We start from the raw sequence: 18919 nt of genomic DNA, 5'->3' as shown, positions 1-18919 counted from the left end.
CTGGAGCGTGATTGATGGGGACTAAAACCAAACTTAGCGCTGCAGTTCTGGCATTAGTTCTCGGTGGGGCCACAGCAGATAAAATCCTCGATCAGTTTCTGGATGAGAAAGAGGGCGTTCGAACTATCGCGTATCAGGATGGGCGGGGGATCTGGTCAATATGTCGTGGATTGACGCGCATTGAGGGGAAACCAGTTACTCGAGGGTTGAAACTTTCATACAGCCAGTGCAAGCGCTATGACGCGTTAGAGCGTGATAAAGCTATCGCATGGGTTAGGCGTAATGTGACAGTGCCACTATCCGAGCCAGCCATCGCGGGTATCGCTTCTTTCTGTCCGTATAACATCGGTCCCGCTAAATGCTTCCCCTCTACGTTTTATAAGAAGTTGAATGCAGGTGATCGTATTGGTGCTTGTGCTGAGATAAGGCGCTGGATATTCGATGGAGGCAGAGATTGTCGGATTAAAGAAAATAATTGCGCTGGGCAGCCGGTGCGAAGAGGCCAAGAATCGGAGCTTACTTGCTGGGATATAGTCCAATGAATATCAATTCCAGTTGGCGAATGATGACAATAGGTGTGTTGCTGGTGGCGCTGCTCGCTGCTGGGAAAATAGCGAGCCATTATCGCGATAAATACCATCAGGTTGAGAAAGACCGCATTGCTGCTGAACAGTTAGCCCGTGAACGCCAATCCACCATTAATGATATGGCTCACCGTCAGCAGCTTAATGCGGCTTTGGACGTGAAGTATATGCAGGAGTTACTAAATGCTAAGTCACAAGTCGAAACTCTTCGTGTTGACCTTAACAGTGGTGCTAAGCGGCTGCACATCGCGGCCAGTTGTCCAAAACTGCCCGAAATCGCCGCCGCCGCCACCGGCAAGCCTGATGCAACCGGCCCCCGACTTAATGACTCCGCTGAACGGGATTATCTCAGTCTTGTCGAACGGATCAGACAATCCGAAACAATAATTAACGGGTTGCAAAGTTATATCCGCACACAGTGTATGAAATGAATCCTCCCGACAAAGAAACAGATTGCATAATTAAATAAGATAACTAGAAGCCTGCTACTTGCAGCAAAGCACATGCTGCTGCATAACAAGCGGCACGGCTATTGTATTTAGACTGTAATCTTGCAGTTAGTACAAAGTTGTGCAAATCGACAATGTCATATGGTTCTTTCATCGTAAGCACTGCTTTATTTGGTTTTTCTTTAGAGGTAACAAATGCAGAATAAAGCCAATATAGGGCAGATAGAACTCCACTAGATATAGATAAAACTCGGTATTCTGTGAAAAGTGTAATAAAGATATTCATGTAATTCCCAAAGGTAATATATGGCACTCACAGACAAACAGGAGATGTTTTGTCGTGAGTACCTTGTTGACTTGAACGCTATTAAAGCGGCTATTTGGGCGGGGTACAGCGAAAAGACTGCAAACTACCGCCCAACTGTTGTCAAAAGTTGACATCCCGAACAGCATCGCGCAACTGAAAACTCAACGCAATGAGCAGGTTAACATCGACGCGGCTTATGTTTTGAGACGTTTGGTTGAAATCGGCCAGATGGATACTCCCCATATCATGACAGATGATATGAGTATAAAACCTGTTTCAGAATGGAGTGCATTATGGTGTCAATAACTTCGTGGGTTCGACCTAGCTGACAAGTTTGAATAGTGCGGCTACTGTTGAGAGCTGCACTAACACTCCTTGCATTGAGATTAATCGGGGAAGTAAAGCATTTATCACCACGCTTGATAACAAGACTGTTCGGGTCATTTGCCGTGCTGATATGGCTTTCGAAACATCACTAGCATCATAGCTCATATAAGCATTACAGCAGGCATTCAATGAGTACCTGTGATAATGCCAAAAGAACACAGAACCACAAGAGGTCACCGATGGTTGTCTAGCAAATTAGCTAAAATTGTGCAGATATAGCCATTAATCTCGTTCTAGCTCGGCTCTGTTGATGATTTTCTGACACATTTTCTCTGTAGCAGAAAATAGCTCTTGTATGTGTGATGGTTGGCTAGCCGCCTTATTACTCATCTGAGATAAAAATGCTGTTAGTTCACTTTTAAATTCTGAAAATTGTTCTGGTGGCAGTGTCTTCAGTAGCATTCGAATGATAGCGTCGTAGGCAGTAATTTGTATAATCGTGTTCTCTTCATTGTTCATTTGATCTCCTTGTTTAACGTTTCCTAACCAAATATTAGGTATGTTCCAGCATGAAAGGTGGAAGTGGATATATTAACTATAACGGAACTGTTAGTTGCATAGGTATTGAGACGATAACTTAATCATCTACTCACTCAAAAGCTAGTGTAACTAATTGGATTGTGCTCTACGGTACAAATTGGTTAAATGAGCCCAAATTCGCAATGCAAATTTTATGAATGAGAACTGCTCTCAATTTTGACGGGTCCTTTCTGTGTTTTGAAACACCGAGGGGGCAGCGACACGCGGGAAACGGCTAGTTTTTCGCATTTTATTGGCATCATCATCATCCGTTTATCTTTCTGTTTTCTTTGAAATTTCATTTTCAAAGATGTCGAATTGCTTATTTAGTGTTCACCATCATGGATAAAGAACTCGAATCTGTCCGCCTGAATATCAATCAGCTTGCGGCAATTACTGGCATGCATCGACAAACGGTCGCTAGTCGGTTGAAAAATGTGGAACCGGCACCCGGTAGCAACGCAAAACTCAAGCTCTATACGTTAACGGCGATCCTTACTGAGCTAGTGAAAACAGGCGAAACGGTTGAGGTCGATAAGATGTTGCCTCCCGATCGTAAAGCGTGGTTTCAGTCCGAACGTGAACGCCTAAAGTTTCAGCAAGAAACTCATGAGCTCATCCCCGCCGAAGAGGTGACGCGTGAATTTTCAGCGATGGCCAAAGCGATGGTGCAGGTGCTTGAAACACTCCCCGATATTCTCGAACGTGACTGCGCTTTGTCGCCGGTCGCCGTTGAGCGCGTCCAATGCATTATTGATGACCTTCGGGATCAGATTGCGCAAAAGGTCATAGAGGCAGATACGCCAAGTGAGGAGGACATGCCCGAGGAGGATTAATGGTTTCACAGGCATCCGCTGCTAGCACTCGCCGCAATATGGCGGGAATTATTCAGGCCCCGAGGCGCATGCCGGTAGCCAGTGCCGTGGAACAATACATGCGTGTCCCGAAAGGCGCGGGTAACTCGGTGAAGTGGGACCCGTCGGTTGCGCCGTATGTGTTGGAGCCGATGAACTGTTTAGCATCACGCGAATATGATGCGGTGGTGTTTGTGGGACCTGCGCGTACCGGTAAGACCATCGGCCTTATCGATGGCTGGGTGGTGTACAACATTATCTGCGATCCCTCGGATATGTTGATCGTGCAAATGACCGAGGAGAAAGCACGCGAGCATTCGAAAAAGCGTCTTTCCCGCACGTTTCGCATGAGTCCTGATGTGGCTGAACGATTAAGCCCGCGACGCAATGACAATAACGTTCACGATATGACGTTTTTGGCTGGCAACTATTTAAAAATAGGCTGGCCGTCTATCAACATCATGTCATCGTCAGACTATAAATGTGTCGCGCTCACCGATTATGACCGCTTCCCAGAGGATATCGACGGGGAGGGGGATGCCTTCACGCTGGCTTCAAAACGTACCACAACCTTTATGTCGTCGGGCATGACGCTGGTGGAGAGCTCACCGGGGCGCGATATTCGCAACACTAAATGGCGCAGAACGTCACCCCATGAAGCGCCGCCGACAACCGGCATACTGTCTCTTTATAACCGTGGTGATCGTCGTCGCTGGTACTGGCCCTGTCCACATTGCGGCGAGCATTTCCAGCCGTCGATGGAATCTATGACCGGCTACCGTGATGAAACCGATCCGGTGAAAGCTAGCGAAGCGGCGCATGTTGAATGCCCTCATTGCCATCAAGCCATTGCCGCACACCAAAAACGTGAACTTAACCAGCGTGGGATTTGGCTGCGTGAAGGCCAGAGCATAGATCGTGATGGTGTGATTACCGGTGAAGCTCGGCGCTCGCGCATTGCTTCTTTCTGGATGGAAGGTCCCGCTGCGGCTTATCAGACGTGGGCGCAGCTGGTGTACAAACTCCTGACCGCTGAGATGGAGTTCGAGGCCACCGGCAGCGAAGAAACCTTGAAGGCCGTTATCAATACCGACTGGGGATTGCCCTACTTGCCGCGTGCCGCCAGTGAACAACGCCGAAGCGATGAGTTAATGGCGCGAGTAGAGGATTACGGTAAACGCCGTGTACCGCCAAAAGTGCGTTTTCTCATGGCAGCCGTCGACGTTCAAGGCGGTAAAAATCGCCGCTTTGTCGTGCAGGTCGTTGGCTATGGAGAGAATGGCGAGCGGTGGACGATAGACCGTTACAACATCAAACAGTCCATGCGCTGTGATGAAAACGGCGAATCGTTACAGGTGCATCCCGGTGCATTTCCCGAGGATTGGGATCTCTTGATCACCGATGTTCTACAAAAAACCTATGCACTGGCTGACGGCTCCGGCAAGCGCATGCCCGTGTTGGCGATGGCTGTCGACAGCGGCGGTGAAGACGGTGTAACCGATAATGCCTATAAATTCTGGCGTCGGTGTCGTCAAGACGGCGTGCATAAGCGGGTGTATTTGGTGAAGGGGGACAGTACTCGCCGCCAAAAATCCGTGACCAAAACTTACCCCAACAATACCGAGCGAAGCGATCGCCGGGCAGATGCACGCGGTGACGTGCCGGTCTATCTGCTGCAAACCGATATTTTCAAAGATCAGCTGAGTAACGCGATGGCGCGTGATGTGCCGGGCGCGGGATTTATTCATTTCCCAAACTGGCTGGGGGAATGGTTCTTTGACGAGCTGACCTATGAAGAGCGCGGGGCCGATGGCAAATGGCGCAAGCCGGGCAAGGGGAACAACGAAGCGATGGACCTGTTTTGTTATATCCATGCCATTGCGTTTTTGCGCGGGTATGAACGCATTTCATGGGATAAGCCGCCAGCGTGGGCCGAGTCTCAAGATGCTAACCCAAATATTTTTAATGAAGACACGGCGCGGGAGGCTGTTGTAGTGACGACGAATAAAAAGAAATCCAAGCCACAGGACAAATCACCGATAGCACCGAGCTCCCTTTCGGGGTCTGGTTGGCTCAATGGTGGTGGAACTGGCGGTGGGGGCTGGCTATGACGCGTAACGAAATCAAGCAGATGCTCGACAAGGTGCGGCAAGCCTATACGGATTCACTCGATGGCAAAGCGGTCTCGTTTACTGGCGTGAATGGCCGCGCTGTCACCAATCACGATCCTGTCGCGATGCGTAACGAGCTCGAATATTGGGAGAAGCGCTATCGCGTCGCCTGTGGGCGTGGCAATGGTCCCAAATTGGCAAACTTTCTTTAGGAGTCGCCATGAACTGGATAGAAAAGGGCATAGCGGCACTGTCGCCGGGATGGGCGGCAGAACGTGCAAAAAACCGCAACTTGATGAATGCCTACGAAGCGGCCAACCCTTCTCGCTTGCATAAAGCAAAGCGCTCGGGCGTATCAGCCGATAACGCCGTCTTTGCCGCGGGCGTGTCATTGCGTGAGCAGGCTCGCTGGTTGGATGAAAACCACGACATTGTGATCGGCATTCTCGACAAACTCGAGGAGCGGGTGATCGGTGCGCGTGGGATTCAGGTGGAGCCGCAACCGCTGACGCACGACGGCAAGCTGCATGAAGAGTTTGCCTCTGAGCTGTCTCGATTATGGTCTGAATGGTCTATCCGCCCCGATGTGACGGGCATGTTTACCCGTGCAGAAATGGAGCGTTTATTACTGCGGTCGGCGTTACGTGACGGTGAAGTCTTTAGCCAATTGGTACGCGGTCCTGTTCCCGGCTTGAAACATGCGACGCAGGTGCAGCTGTCGATTGAAATGCTCGAGGCCGACTATGTGCCGATGTCGCTTAACAGCGTGGAGGGTACGCAGATTCGCCAAGGGGTAGAGATTAATACGTGGGGGCGTCCCGTTGCCTACAACGTGTATAAGTTTCACCCCGGCAATACGCTGCGTATGGCAACCCAGACCAAGCGGGTACCGGCAGAGAACATGCTTCATCTTGCGATGCGCAAGCGTCTGCATCAGATCCGTGGTGTGAGTCTGCTACACGGCGTCATTACACGTCTAAGCGATATCAAAGATTATGAAGAGTCCGAGCGTGTTGCGGCACGTATTGCTGCGGCGCTGGGGTTCTATATCAAGCGAGGAGATGCGACGACCTTTCAAACTGATGATTATGAAGATCCTGAAAACAAGTATCAGATGTTTGATATTGCGCCGGGCATGATTTTTGACGGACTCAAACCCGGTGAGGATTTGGGCATGGTGGAGTCCAACCGCCCGAACGTTCATCTGTATGAATTCCGCAACAGCCAGCTGCGCGCAGTGGCCGGTGGTACGCGTGGCAGCTACTCGAGCATTTCACGTGATTATAACGGTAGCTATTCCAGTCAGCGTCAAGAGCTGGTGGAAGGGTTCGAAGGTTATAACGTGCTGCAAAACTGGTTTGTTGGGCAGCACAGTCGCCCGATATACCGCGCATGGATCGACATGCTCAAGCTATCAGGTATCAAAATTCCCCACGATGTTGACCTCTCATCACTCTATAACGCGCTCTATCTGGGGCCGGTGATGCCGTGGATTGACCCAGTGAAAGAGGCGCAGGCGTGGAAAGGCATTGTGCGCGGTGGTGCGGGAACCGAATCCGAATGGATACGGGCTCGCGGTCAATCGCCACAAGAAATCAGGCGTCAGCGTCTACGTGAAATTGAATATAACCGCGAGCGGGGGCTGGTCTTTGACTCGGACGCCGCCAACGATTCAGGAGCCCAAACGAATGAACCTACCGATCCCGATGGGGACACTACTCAAACCACAGGCAAGCAACCCAACCAACAGCGGAAATGAATGCTGGTACAAAATCAAGGCCGCGGCTAAAGCGACTGACCCCATCGTCATTTATCTCTACGACATGATTGGCTATTGGGGGATCACCGCGCAGGCGTTTCTCAGCGATTGCCGTGATGCTGGTGTGTTCGAAGCCTCCGCGATTGAGCTGCATATTCATAGCCCCGGCGGGGATGTGATGGACGGCTTTGCCATTTTCAATTCGTTTTCACGACTCACCGGCAAAATCGATATTTACGTCGATGGCGTTGCGGCGTCAATGGCGTCCGTCATTGTCTGCTTACCCGGTGCGACCGTTCATATGCCAGAGAATGCATGGATCATGATCCATAAGCCGTGGGGCGGGGTGATGGGCGATTCTGATGAAATTCGTGAATACGCCGAGTGGCTCGATCGTAATGAGTCACTGCTCTTATCTGCCTACGAACGTAAAACCGGCCTGAGCCGAGATGAGATTGCCGCCATGCTCAAAGAGGAAACGTGGCTCGATGGTGCAATGGCGATAGAAAAAGGCTTTGCGGATGTTCTCGAAGCTTCCCTCGACGCTGCGGCGTCAATCAATACGAATAAAATGAAGGAGTTCCATAATATGCCTAAGCAAGTTACAGCTTTGATTACGCCGCGTGCTACTACATCGAATCCGGTGCCACAGTCACAGCCAGCGCCGTCTGCGGCACCCGTGATTGATGCACCTACGAGTTCAACCGTAGATATTAATGCTTTAGCTCATGCGATTGGTCAGCAAATGGCAGCTGCTAATGCGGAGCGTGTCACAGCCGTGAATGCCGTGTTTGACGCGTTCCCCGCGTTTGCCGCACTGAAAGCGGAATGTGTTAGTGATCAAGCCTGCAATGCGGATACGGCGCGCAATAAACTGTTGTCGGCGCTGGCTTCCGATACCACGCCGCTGGCGGGGCAGAATGCACACATCTATGCGGGTAACGGTAATCTGGTCGGGGACTCGGTTCGCGCTTCCATCATGGCGCGTGCCGGTTACGGCGAAGCGCAGGCCGATAACGCCTACGCTGGTTTTACCCTGCGTGAGTTGGCGCGTGCATCCCTTGCCGATCGTGGTATTGGTCTAGCGGGTGTAGCACCGATGGCGATGGTCGGTATGGCCTTTACGCATACCAGCTCTGACTTTGGCAATATCCTGATGGATGTGGCCCATAAAGCGGCGCTGCTGGGCTGGGATGAAGCCGAAGAAACCTTTGACCGCTGGACCCGTAAAGGCACCTTGACCGACTTTAAAGTCTCTAATCGTGTGGGGCTCAACTCACTAGCCGCACTACGTGAAGTGCGTGACGGTGCCGAATACAAATACATTACCGTCGGGGATAAAGGCGAACAAATTGCGCTGGCGACTTACGGCGAGCTGTTCTCACTGACGCGCCAAACCATCATTAACGATGATTTAGATATGCTGACCCGTATTCCCGCGGCGATGGGCGGTGCGGCACGTGCCACCGTAGGGGATTTGGTGTATGCGGTGCTCACTTCTAACGGCAAGCTAAGTGATGGTAAACCTCTGTTTAGTGCTGACCATAACAACTTAGTTAGCGCGGCAATGGATATCGATGGTCTGGATACGGCACGTAAAGCGATGCGTTTGCAAAAATCCGGTGAGCGTGCGCTTAACATTCGCCCGGCCTACGTGCTGACGCCGGTGGCTTTGGAGTCACGCGCTAATCAGTTGATTAAATCGGCGAGCGTGCCGGGGGCTGATGCTAACAGCGGTATCAACAACCCGATCCAGAACTTTGCCGAAGTAATTGCCGAACCACGTTTAGATATTAAGAGCGAAAAAGAGTTCTATCTAACGGCGGCACAGGGGCGTGACACCATCGAGGTGGCGTATCTGGATGGTGTAGATGCGCCTTATATCGAACAGCAGAACGGTTTCACCATTGATGGCGCGGCCTTTAAGGTGCGTATTGATGCAGGGGTTGCAGCGCTCGATTATCGTGGGCTGGTCAAGTCTACTGGCAGCAAATAAACCGTCTTAGTCAGGCGGTTTTTTTATCTCTACGGGTGGCTAAGGTCGCCCGTTTTCATGGGTACGGGAGTAAGACAATGGCGAAGAATTATTATCAAGACGGCACCACGATGGATTGGACAAACGGCACAGGCAAGGCGGTGCTATCTGGGCAGCCGGTGATCGTCGGCAGTGTGGTGGGGGTGGCTTTAGGAAATATCCCCGTGGACGGGGATGGTGTGTTGAAAATGACCGGCGTTTTTGTGTTGCCGAAAGTGGCAGACGAAACGTGGCCACGCGGTGCGGCGCTGTATATGACGCCGGACGGCTTGTTGACGGCTAAGGCTGATGATGGTGCCAATCCTGCGGTGGCGCATGCGCGTGCGGGAACAGCGTGGATCACTAACGATGCCGGGGATGAAGAGTCCCGCGTGCGACTGGGCTTCTAATGAGCCGATTTACTGAGCGGCTACATCGTGCCGATAAGGTGGTGGATCGCACCTTTGCGGAAGAGTTGCCGGTGGTATTGATGGTGGGGGCGGAACGTCGCCCCATTACCGCCATCTTTGAAAAGCCAGACGCTTGCGCAGAAGTTCATGGCGGCGGAGAAATCCGCGATGTTGCCCCCGCGCTGAGTGCGTACACGGTAGATATTCAGGGATTGGGCAAGCGTCATGCGGTCACGGTCGGTGCCGAACATTATTGGGTGACGCATATCGGCGCCGATGAAATGGGCCGCACACGCATTACCTTAGCGGTTGGGGAGCCGGGCAAGCCGGTGGAAGATATCAAACAGTGGAGTCGATGAGATGGCAAGAGACAGCCGGTTACGCCGTGACATGCTGGTGGATATCGATACCGGTGCACTCTGGAAAATTGCCGATGCTGCCGGTGCCACACACAAGCAGTACCGCAATGCTTATTCGCGTGCGTTGAAACGTACCGCGGTGACATTGCGTAAACAAGCGTTGGCCGATTTAAAAACCGGTCTGGCGCCCCGAAGTTTGGCGATGGTGCGTAAACGTCTGCTCTCTTTTCGTATTTCTCGCGGCGCAATGCTTGATGAGGCCAAGCTCTGGTTTGGGTTAAACGCCATCAAGGTCAAAGATCTGAAAGGTCGCGTTCGCGGGCGTATTCGTCCCCATCATGACCGCCGCGATCCGAAGACGGGCCGCTATATTGCCGCGCGGCGTAAATCAACTGGCGAAGCGGGGTTTGATCCGAAAGGCTCAATGTTGGCATCCCAAACTTTTGCTAACGGCGAGGTCGCGCGTTCGCGGCGTGAGAATCGGCGCACGGTGGTTATCCGTGATCCGGTCACGCGGCGAGCAAAAGAGGCTGAAATCGACATTTATGCTCCGATGCTCGACTACGTGGAGGACAACGCCTTTGCTGATGTGATGGCGATTTTTATGCACCACTTCCAATCCGATATTAAAGGCCGCGTGAAGGCCAAAATCAGTCTATAAGGAGGCGCAATGGCTGAGCCCTTATCGATGGCGGCTTATCATGACGCCGTGATCGGGACCTTAAAAGCCCTGCCGTGGGTGGCGGACGCAGATACTTACCCCGAGAGCACCACGCAGTTGGTGACCCCTGCCGTTTACCTTTCTGTGGATGGCTGGGACCCCAAGAGTAATACCAGTGGACAGCCGAGCGTATCGCTTTCGGTATCGCTGTATATCGTGATCGATCGTGCCAGTGCCACCATCACCAAACCGGATATTTACATACGTACCGCGGCGGCGGATGTCACTCAGTGGATTGACGGCCAGCAGTTTGGTTTGCCGTATATCGATGGCGCGGTGTTTGTCTCCGCGGAGCCCGATGCGTTCGACCCCGCTATGGATGACTATCTGGTGTGGCGTATCACCTATGAGCAGGGCGCTGCCTTTGGTGCAGATCCGTTTGCGCGCGGTGGTGTACCGGTGAAAGGGGTATGGCTGGGCAAGGTGCCAGAAGTCGGCGCCGCGCACGTGGCCGATTATCGCAAAATCTATGAGGTGCCCAATGAGTGATATGGAAGGTGATCTGCAGCGCCGTCTTGCCAATATTGTGCGGCGGGGGGTGATTCATTCAACACAGCACGGCAAGATCCCCAAGTGCCGCGTCTCGATAGGTGAGCTTGTCACGGATTGGCTACCGTTGTGTCAGGGATTCTCAGGGGGCTTTCGCTCCGATGTGAACCCGTGCACGGTGGGGGATGCGGTGACGGTCCTGTCAGAAGGGGGCGACCTGAACAACGGTCGAGTGTTTCCGGGCTGGGCCACCGGTGGTGCACCAGTACCCGAGGGCAGCGAGTCGGAGCATATTACGGTCTACGGTGACGGGACCGAAGTGCGCTATGACCGCGAAACCCATGCGTTGACCATTACGATTGCTGCAGGGGGCACCTATAAGATTGTCGGCAAAGGGACACTCGACGGGCCGGTGGAAATTACCAAGACGCTGACGGTGCAGGGCGTAACCACGATTAATGCGAATACCACGGTCAAAGGCAATATCGGTGCCACCGGAGAGATCTCGGATGGCAAAGGCAAAATGAGTGGTATCCGAATGACCTATAACGACCATACGCACAAGGAAACCGACAGCGTCACGAAAGAACCCAACCAGAAAATGTAACCCGCTCCGGCGGGTTTTTTTATGTCAGGAGAAACTATGTCAGAACTTCATGGCGTTGAAACCATTGAACTGACGGCGGGAACGGTGGCGGTGACCACTATCCAAACCGCCGTGATCGGCCTTGTCGGGACGGCCCCAGATGCCTCGGCGGGTACCAAAGCCACCGCGACGGTCGGTACCGCGTTGCTCGATAACGTGTTGTCATTTGCAGCAAGCGAACCTGGGCGCTTAGGCAATCAATATAAGGTGGTGGCGGTTGCCGCCGTTCCCGATGCCGAAACCCCCGAAGCCGTGCCCTCGTCAGCGGAATATAGCGCCGGCGCACTGACGTTGACGCTTGGCTGTGATGCCGGTGGCGTCGTGACGGCAAAAGCCAATGAACTACCCCCATTGGTGGCGGCGATTGCGGACAGCAAAATCACTTTGGCGGTTACCGAAGCTGAGGGTCTTGTAAGCCCGTTTAGTATCGCCCTCACCGGCGGTGAAGATGAGCCTTTCCCGCTCAATACACCGGTGGCGATGGTGGGAACGAGCCAACTGAATAAACTCGGTACCGCGGGAACGCTTAAGCAAGCCATCACCGATATTAACGATCAGCGTGCGGCGCTCACTATCGTGGTACGCGTACCGGTGGACACAGAGGAAACCAAACAGCGCGCCGCCGTGCTTGCGGGGATGCAGGCATGGTCGCAAAGCGAGTCGATCACTGGCTATAAGCCGCGGGTGCTGATTGCTACCGGATTTAGCGAAGATGATGCCGTGGGAAAAGGTATGGAGTCGCAGGCCAACAAGTTGCGGGGCGTGGCCTACGTAGATTGTGCATCGATGGCGACACCGCAGGAGGTGGTGCAGCGACGCCAGCAATACGGTGCGCGCGTCGAGCTATTGCGCCCGCGTGTACTGGTCACTAATGCTTCTGGCGAAAACGTCTATATGCCGTATTCGGCACGCGCAGCGGGTCTGCGTGCGCGTATCGACGTGGAGAAGGGCTGGTGGTGGAGTAAATCCAATCAGGATATTAACAACATCCTCGGCGTGGAGCAGGTCGACGAGTTTATTTTGGGTGAACCGAACTGTCAGGCCAACCTGCTGAATATGGAAAATATCAGCACCATCGTGCGCCGTGACGGGTTTAAGCACTGGGGCAACCGACTGTGTACGACCGATCCGCAGTGGCGTTTTGAATCGGTACGACGGTCGGCGGATGTTATCGAAGACAGCATTCAGGAAACGGTGTTGTTGTATAACGACCGACCGCTCGATCGCGATATTGCCGACGACATTATCGGCACTATCAATGCCTATATGCGCCAGCTCGTGGGGCTCAAAGCGATTTTCGGGGGAAAAGCATGGCTTGATGAAGAGCTCAACACCGCCGAGTCACTGGCCGCAGGCCAGCTGTATATCGATTACGACTTCGGTCCGAAGTCGCCAACCGAGCGCATTACTCTGCGCGTTCGTGTCAATAATGATTATGCCGTTGAGGAGATGACCGCCTAATGGGAAATAAAAGTACATTACGCTCATGGACCTTTTTTACGAAAGGCATGCGCATTCAGGGGGCGCACGAATACACGCCGCCGGAGCTGAGTATTCAGGTGACCAACCTGCGCAGCGGGGCGCAAGATGCGCCAACGCCGGTCGATGATGGTATGGAGGCGTTGACCTGTCAGGTTAAGTTCTGGGGGATTGATACTGACATGCTCGCGTTATTGGGATGTGTGGCAGGGCAAAAACCACGCTTTACGGCCTACGAAGGTTACATGAGCAACGGTACCGCGCTGGGGGCTATTGAAGAGTTTGAAGGGTTCATATCGAAAGTCACACGCGATGCCCGCGCAGGCGAATCCCAATCTGAAGTGTCGGTCACGGTCGATATTGCGCTCAACTACTACAAGCAGACGCTGGAAGGGCGCGAGCTTATCGAGATTGATACTGAGCGCTTTATTCGTCGTATTAACGGCGTTGATCAACTGGGTGGACTGGCGGCAAAAATCCGCCTCTAACCTCAATCATTCATCTTATCCAGACGGCCTGCGGGCCGTTTTTTTATTGGAGCCTACTATGTACCCAGCCAATTCAAAAACGATCACCTTGTATACCCCATTAACGCTGGCCAATGGCGCGCAGCTAACCGAAGTGGCGATGCGTGAGCCGACGGTACGCGATCGGATCACGCGTGAGAAAGACCGTGGGAGTGAGGGGGAAAAAGATGCGCGCATGTTGGCGCTGCTATGCAACATGAACGAACAGGATGTGTATGCGCTAACCGCGGCGGATTACCTGCAGCTTGAGGAGGCATTCAATGTTTTTATGCTTCCGCCCGACAAGCGTCCGAAAGCGAAATCCGACGAGGCATAAGGTTTCTGGGGCGTCGCTTGCACTTTGCGATGAGTGACTACCTCGATATGCCGTTTAGCACGTTTAAGGATTTTCTCTTTGATGAAGTGGAGGCGGTAAAACGTGGCATTAAACCAAAACCTTAAGGCCGTCATCACCTTCGGCGGCAATCTTGATGCCAGTTGGAATCGTTCGACGCAGGGGATCAACAAAGGCATTAAGGATGTTGAAAAACAAACTCAAAAGCTGACCAAACAACAACAGTCGCTGTCGGCGGAGATCAAGAAGGCCAAGCTTGCTGGGAAGGATATCAGCGCGCTTAAACGTGACTATACCGGCGTCACGAAAGAGATTAAGAAAGCCAGCGCGGCGCAAGAGGCTCTAAATCGTGATCTGAAACGCGCCGAACAGTTTAAACGCGTCCAAGGATTGGGAAAGGGGGCGTTCGCTAAAGCGGGGAATATCGCCGCGTCCATGTTCCCCGGTGGTCTGGCGCTGGGGGGCAGTGGGCTGATTGCTGGGGCATTGGGATCACTGATTGCGCCTGCTGCCCGCAACGCGCAAACCGCCGAGAAAGTGGGGATCGCTAAGAGTTACGGCGTGGGGGTAGAAACCTTTAACGCATGGGACTCATTGGGCAAGCAGTACGGCATGAACGGCGAGAACTTTGGCGATCTGTTTGAAGAGTATCTGCATAAAGCGGGGGAGTACAAACAGAACGGCAAGCAGGGCGGATTGCAGGATGCGTTTGAAACATTAGGGTTTAAAGCCGGTGACCTTGCCGGTCTCAGTGATTTGGAGCAGTTCAGCAAAATTGTAGAGCGTGCGCTGACCTTAAAAGATCAGTCTAAGGCATCATTTGCCCTTGATAGTCTGTTTGGGGGCGAGGCGAGCAAGATGCTGATGTTGATTAAGCAATCCGGCAAAAGCTATCGCGATTTGATGGACGAGCAAAAACGCTACCAACTGGTGACGGAAGAAGGTGCGAGGGGGGCGATGGAGGGCAACCGCGCAGTGACCAACCTGCAGACGGTGCTCTCTTCCGCAATGGATGAAATCTCGGGCCAGCTTGGTGGTCAGTTGTCCCCGCAAATTAAAGCGCTGACTGACAATCTGGCGGAGTGGTTTAAAAACGGCGGGATTAGCAAGATCGTCAGCTTTATGAAGAACGAGCTTTACCCCGGCGTGCTGACGTTTGGCAACGGCGTGGTTTTTGTTGGCAAGATTATTTACGCGGCGGCGAAAAAACTGTCGTGGCTATTGCCGGACGATCAGGACAATAAAAAGCGGATATTACAGTCCGTTGCGACCGGAACACCTGTGAAGATTGCTGCGATCCAAGCGGAAAGTGAGGGACTTGGAGAGTGGTTTTCTCAGAATGTTAATCAGCCCGGTCGTGTTGAGATGCTCAAAAAGCAATGGCAATCGGCAGAGGACAAGGCGGGATGGCTGGCTACGGCTAATCCATTCACTAACGGCGAGTTTCAGGAAAACACGAGCCAGCAACTGCTGGAGTCTGTGGACGGTAAGCCTAGCGAGGGGCCATTCTCGTTTGATTGGGCGTCGGAGATGAGCAAGAACCGGCGGGAGGCATCTCAATCATCGGTACCGACATTTCCTGAGAATGAGCGAGCCAAAGAAGTTGCCCCTCATCGGCGCGATAACGAATTACCTGATATGGATGCTTGGCCAACGCTGATGCAGCAGATTGATCGCGTTGATATCGAGCGCAAGCCCACCTCAATAACCGATAGCCGTCGGCAAGAGTTAAAGGTTGAAATCAACGTAAGCTCTGAGCAGGAAGGGACTGCGATAGCAGATGAGGTGATTAACAAAGCGCAATCGACCGATATCTTCAACGGTAATAACGCGATGTACGACAACGGGGGGCTGTGGTGATGAGCGGATTTTCAGTGTTAGCGGCGGTTGAGCAAAACGCCGCAGCGGTACAACGGTCAGCCGCTGCCAGCGACCCACCGCGTGTGATGCTGATATTAGGGGGCTTCGAGTTCTCTATCGATGCGTTGACCTACAACGAACTTTCGCGCGAAGCCAGCTGGCGTTGGAGTGCGCAAGAGCGTATCGGGCAGGCGGATTTATTGCAGTTTACCGGCAAAGAGCGACGAACGGTTACGCTGCAAGGGGAAGCGCATGCCTTTTTTCGTCAGGGCGTGAGTGCCATCGATGATTTATACGACTTGGCAGATAAAGCAATGCCGTTGCAGCTGGTGAGCGGCGCGGGAGATGTGCTGGGCTATTGGGTGATTGAGAAATTTAACGACAGTACCACTAAGTTCCTCCCCGCCGGTTCACCGCGCCACAAAACGTTCTCAATAGGGATACGACATTATGCCGACGACCTATCAAACCCGTGAGGGTGACATGCTGGACGCAATTTGCGCCGTACATTATGGCTGGCCAGAGTTGGGGCCTCTTGTTGTCAAGGTACTGGAAGCGAATCCGGGGCTTGCCGATCTGGGTCCGGTCTATAACGCGGGTGTACTGATCACACTGCCGGAGCTCGATATGCCGGTGGCGGAGTCCAACCTTCAACTGTGGGATTAATCGATGAACGGTGTGGAAGAATACCGTCCTGAGTTCAGCGTGACGGCAGAGGGCAAAGACACATCTAAAGCGTTGCGCCAATGCCTGCAAGAGCTGACGCTCACGGACAATGGCGGGGCGACAGGGAAAGCCGACGAACTGCAAATCACGCTGCTATCAGAAACGCTGCCGCTCCCGAGCAAGGGGGCGCGATTACAGTTGGGGCTGGGATTTAACGGCAATTTGGTGGACAAGGGCTGGTTTGTGGTCAGTGGCGTCTCGAGCAGTGGTCCTCCGCGTAAAGTGGTGATCTATGCGACAGCCGCGCCAATGAACGCGCAGAAGCAAAGCGGGGATGTGCAAAACCAGAAAACCCGCAGTTGGGACAATTTGACGCTGGGTGACATTGTGAAAACGGTGGCCACCGACAATGGCCTGATCCCGAAAGTCGCTGATAAGCTGGCGGCGATTGCGGTACCGCATCTTGATCAGGTGTCGGAGTCGGATGCCAATCTCTTGACGCGACTGGCTCGGAGTCATAACGCCGTGAGTAAACCGAGCGGAGGATATTGGCTGTTCTTGGAGCAAGGGGCGGCGTTAACCGCCAGCGGCAAAACTCTTGCCGATGTGACCATCGTCCCGCGTGAGGTATCGAACTGGACTTACAGTGAAGGGCAGCGCGGTTCAACAACGGGTAAAGCGGCGACAGGAGGAAACGAGAAAAAGGGGAAGATTGGCGTCAATTACTATGACGAAGCCACAGGGCAAACCAAAGTCACTCAGACCGAGCACGAGGGACCCGACCTCGAGAACCCGTATACCCAACCGCATAAAACGCAAGCCGATCAGCAGGCCAGTGCCAAAAAAACACAGGCCAACCGCAATGAACGCCGCATGAGCATTACGGCACCCTGTCGCCCGGCTCATTTACCGCTGACCGCCGAAGCGCGCGTGGTCACGCAGGGCTTTGGTGAGCGAGAGGATCGATCGTGGCTGATTGAGTCGATGGTATACAGCCTGAGCGCGATGGGCTTTTCCGTGGCGTTTAATTTGGCGACGGATATCAAGCCCAAGGCGGCAAGCGGTAAGAAAAAGAAAGAGAAAAAAGATAAAACCGGTCCCGAATATTTCGGCAAACAGAAAAATTAAACCCGCTTCGGCGGGTTTTTTGATGGAGGTGATATGCAGGGTGTTAACGCCAAGACGGGCAAACGGCTGGCGGGGAATGATCATCTGCGTCAGTCCGTTATCGACATTCTCAGCACGCCTAAAAATAGCCGTGTGCTGCTACGCGATTACGGCAGTGATTTACCTGACCTGATTGATAACCCGCAGGATGAAAGCACGCGGGTACGCATTGTGGGGGCGACGGCTTCCGCGTTGGCACGTTGGGAACCGCGATTAACGGTAAAACGTGTGCAGGTGGTGCGTGAGGGTGATGGCGTCTTTGATCTGACCATCGAGGGCATTAACAAAGAAACCGGCCAGCCGGTCACGCTAGAAGGGATAACTATCTATGGCAACCAGTCCTAATCTTATCGATCTCTCGGCTATTCCTGTTCCTGATGCCATTTTGGTCCCCGATGCGACGACCATTTTTAACAGTTGGCTCGAGAAGCTCCGCGATCTGGATACGGTGTATGACGCGCTGGTGGAGTCTGATCCGGTCTATAAACAGGGTGAAGCTAACGCGTATCAAACCGTTTTGTTGCTGCAGCGTATCAATGATGCGGTGCGCGGTGTGTTGTTAGCCAGTGCATTAGGCGCAGATTTAGATCAGATCGGTGCCGGATTTAACGTGGCGAGACAGGTGGTCACCCCCGCCCAGCCCGAAGCTATACCGCCGGTTGACGCGAAGATGGAGGATGACGAGGCATATCGCGGGCGTATCCAACTGTCATGGTCACAGCTCAGTACCGCCGGTGCGCGTAATGCTTATCGCTTTTACGCCAAGTCCGCCGATCCCGATGTATTGGACGCTGAGGCCTATGGACCCCAAACCCACAACCGACCCGGTGAGGTGGATGTGTATGTGTTATCGCGTACCGGAAGCGGTACCGCCCCCCAAGCGCTACTTGATACGGTCAGTCACGCATTAAACGAAGATGAAGTGCGACCGTTAACGGATTACGTCACGGTACAAAGTGCAGTTTTGAGTGAATACGCTGTGGTGGCTACGCTGGATATTCCTGATGGTCCTGACGCGCAGACGGTATTGGAGAGCGCAAGAGCAGCGCTAGAAACCTATGTGGCGCAGGTGCATCGCATTGGCGGCGTAGCGCCGCTTTCGGGTATTTACCGCGCCCTGCATCAACCGGGCGTGACCCGTGTTCATTTGGAACAGCCCACCGCGGATATTGAAGCTAAAACGGGAGCTGCGCCTTATTGCAGCGCGATCACCTTGAGTTTGCTGGAGGGAGGCGATGTATAAAACGTTACTTCCTCTCAATGCGTTCGCCTCAGAA

At 53.1% G+C, this 18919-nt stretch carries 23 protein-coding genes and 1 pseudogene; 22 read left to right on the top strand and 2 right to left on the bottom strand.

Features of this window, described 5'->3' with window-relative positions; translation table 11 throughout:
- Nucleotides 1-14: 14 nt before the first annotated feature.
- Nucleotides 15-542, top strand: a complete 528-nt coding sequence (locus HMPREF3091_RS20265) for a lysozyme (protein ID WP_070718533.1) — start codon at nt 15-17, stop codon at nt 540-542.
- Nucleotides 539-1015: a lysis protein gene (locus HMPREF3091_RS22560; protein WP_139146235.1), complete on the top strand. Its 477-nt coding sequence runs from the start codon at nt 539-541 to the stop codon at nt 1013-1015. The genes HMPREF3091_RS20265 and HMPREF3091_RS22560 overlap by 4 nt, the downstream gene beginning before the upstream one ends.
- A 43-nt stretch (nt 1016-1058) precedes the next feature.
- Here HMPREF3091_RS22560 and HMPREF3091_RS22355 read toward each other — a convergent pair whose 3' ends face one another.
- Entirely contained in the window at nt 1059-1319 is a 261-nt protein-coding gene (locus tag HMPREF3091_RS22355) for a hypothetical protein (protein ID WP_083321477.1), read from the bottom strand.
- A gap of 20 nt (nt 1320-1339) precedes the next feature.
- Here HMPREF3091_RS22355 and HMPREF3091_RS22350 point away from each other — a divergent pair.
- Nucleotides 1340-1637: pseudogene (locus HMPREF3091_RS22350) on the top strand (terminase small subunit); the annotation flags it as partial.
- Between the two features lie 312 nt (nt 1638-1949).
- Here HMPREF3091_RS22350 and HMPREF3091_RS20255 read toward each other — a convergent pair.
- A complete protein-coding gene (locus HMPREF3091_RS20255; protein WP_070718529.1) occupies nt 1950-2186 on the bottom strand; it encodes a hypothetical protein in 237 nt (78 codons plus the stop codon).
- Between the two features lie 401 nt (nt 2187-2587).
- Here HMPREF3091_RS20255 and HMPREF3091_RS20250 point away from each other — a divergent pair, with 401 nt between their 5' ends.
- The 19 genes from HMPREF3091_RS20250 to HMPREF3091_RS20160 all read left to right on the top strand — a co-directional run bounded on the left by HMPREF3091_RS20250 (nt 2588) and on the right by HMPREF3091_RS20160 (nt 18885).
- A complete protein-coding gene (locus tag HMPREF3091_RS20250; protein ID WP_004092442.1) occupies nt 2588-3082 on the top strand; it encodes a DUF1441 family protein in 495 nt (164 codons plus the stop codon).
- On the top strand, nt 3082-5211 hold the full coding sequence (locus HMPREF3091_RS20245) for a phage terminase large subunit family protein (protein ID WP_070718526.1): 2130 nt from the start codon (nt 3082-3084) through the stop codon (nt 5209-5211). The genes HMPREF3091_RS20250 and HMPREF3091_RS20245 overlap by 1 nt, the downstream gene beginning before the upstream one ends.
- Nucleotides 5169-5423, top strand: a complete 255-nt coding sequence (locus tag HMPREF3091_RS20240; protein ID WP_246840033.1) for a hypothetical protein — start codon at nt 5169-5171, stop codon at nt 5421-5423. Before HMPREF3091_RS20245 ends, HMPREF3091_RS20240 begins: the two co-directional genes overlap by 43 nt.
- A gap of 8 nt (nt 5424-5431) precedes the next feature.
- A complete protein-coding gene (locus HMPREF3091_RS20235) occupies nt 5432-6970 on the top strand; it encodes a phage portal protein (protein ID WP_070718523.1) in 1539 nt (512 codons plus the stop codon).
- Nucleotides 6900-8966, top strand: a complete 2067-nt coding sequence (locus tag HMPREF3091_RS20230; RefSeq protein WP_246840032.1) for a ClpP-like prohead protease/major capsid protein fusion protein — start codon at nt 6900-6902, stop codon at nt 8964-8966. The genes HMPREF3091_RS20235 and HMPREF3091_RS20230 overlap by 71 nt, the downstream gene beginning before the upstream one ends.
- Nucleotides 8967-9043: 77 nt before the next feature.
- Entirely contained in the window at nt 9044-9394 is a 351-nt protein-coding gene (locus tag HMPREF3091_RS20225; protein WP_061059854.1) for a DUF2190 family protein, read from the top strand.
- The gene (locus HMPREF3091_RS20220; RefSeq protein WP_070718520.1) at nt 9394-9753 is read left to right on the top strand and encodes a head-tail joining protein; all 360 of its coding nucleotides are present in this window, start codon (nt 9394-9396) and stop codon (nt 9751-9753) included. The genes HMPREF3091_RS20225 and HMPREF3091_RS20220 overlap by 1 nt, the downstream gene beginning before the upstream one ends.
- 1 nt (nt 9754) lies before the next feature.
- On the top strand, nt 9755-10414 hold the full coding sequence (locus HMPREF3091_RS20215; protein WP_070718517.1) for a hypothetical protein: 660 nt from the start codon (nt 9755-9757) through the stop codon (nt 10412-10414).
- 9 nt (nt 10415-10423) lie between these two features.
- The gene (locus tag HMPREF3091_RS20210) at nt 10424-10963 is read left to right on the top strand and encodes a hypothetical protein (RefSeq protein WP_070718514.1); all 540 of its coding nucleotides are present in this window, start codon (nt 10424-10426) and stop codon (nt 10961-10963) included.
- Nucleotides 10956-11570 (top strand): phage baseplate assembly protein V, encoded by a 615-nt coding sequence (locus HMPREF3091_RS20205; protein WP_070718511.1) that lies wholly within the window; start codon nt 10956-10958, stop codon nt 11568-11570. Before HMPREF3091_RS20210 ends, HMPREF3091_RS20205 begins: the two co-directional genes overlap by 8 nt.
- Before the next feature lie 36 nt (nt 11571-11606).
- Nucleotides 11607-13070 carry a phage tail sheath C-terminal domain-containing protein gene (locus HMPREF3091_RS20200; protein WP_070718510.1) on the top strand — a complete coding sequence of 488 codons (1464 nt, stop codon included), beginning with the start codon at nt 11607-11609 and terminating at the stop codon, nt 13068-13070.
- Entirely contained in the window at nt 13070-13576 is a 507-nt protein-coding gene (locus HMPREF3091_RS20195) for a phage major tail tube protein (protein ID WP_004092422.1), read from the top strand. The genes HMPREF3091_RS20200 and HMPREF3091_RS20195 overlap by 1 nt, the downstream gene beginning before the upstream one ends.
- Before the next feature lie 58 nt (nt 13577-13634).
- On the top strand, nt 13635-13931 hold the full coding sequence (locus HMPREF3091_RS20190) for a phage tail assembly protein (protein ID WP_070718505.1): 297 nt from the start codon (nt 13635-13637) through the stop codon (nt 13929-13931).
- Between the two features lie 102 nt (nt 13932-14033).
- The gene (locus HMPREF3091_RS20185; RefSeq protein ID WP_070718501.1) at nt 14034-15809 is read left to right on the top strand and encodes a hypothetical protein; all 1776 of its coding nucleotides are present in this window, start codon (nt 14034-14036) and stop codon (nt 15807-15809) included.
- The gene (locus HMPREF3091_RS20180) at nt 15809-16285 is read left to right on the top strand and encodes a phage tail protein (RefSeq protein ID WP_070718499.1); all 477 of its coding nucleotides are present in this window, start codon (nt 15809-15811) and stop codon (nt 16283-16285) included. The genes HMPREF3091_RS20185 and HMPREF3091_RS20180 overlap by 1 nt, the downstream gene beginning before the upstream one ends.
- Nucleotides 16260-16475 (top strand): tail protein X, encoded by a 216-nt coding sequence (locus HMPREF3091_RS20175; RefSeq protein ID WP_061060344.1) that lies wholly within the window; start codon nt 16260-16262, stop codon nt 16473-16475. The genes HMPREF3091_RS20180 and HMPREF3091_RS20175 overlap by 26 nt, the downstream gene beginning before the upstream one ends.
- A gap of 3 nt (nt 16476-16478) precedes the next feature.
- On the top strand, nt 16479-17603 hold the full coding sequence (locus HMPREF3091_RS20170) for a contractile injection system protein, VgrG/Pvc8 family (protein ID WP_070718497.1): 1125 nt from the start codon (nt 16479-16481) through the stop codon (nt 17601-17603).
- Nucleotides 17604-17636: 33 nt separating this feature from the next.
- Complete coding sequence (locus HMPREF3091_RS20165) at nt 17637-17987, top strand: GPW/gp25 family protein (RefSeq protein WP_004092416.1); 351 nt, start codon at nt 17637-17639, stop codon at nt 17985-17987.
- On the top strand, nt 17971-18885 hold the full coding sequence (locus HMPREF3091_RS20160) for a baseplate assembly protein (protein WP_070718494.1): 915 nt from the start codon (nt 17971-17973) through the stop codon (nt 18883-18885). The genes HMPREF3091_RS20165 and HMPREF3091_RS20160 overlap by 17 nt, the downstream gene beginning before the upstream one ends.
- Nucleotides 18886-18919: the final 34 nt, after the last annotated feature.

This window comes from Hafnia sp. HMSC23F03 (genome assembly GCF_001816025.1).
GTDB lineage: Bacteria > Pseudomonadota > Gammaproteobacteria > Enterobacterales > Enterobacteriaceae > Hafnia > Hafnia paralvei.
Note: the sequence above shows the minus strand (reverse complement) of the source record. Positions and strands in the feature narration are given on the sequence as shown.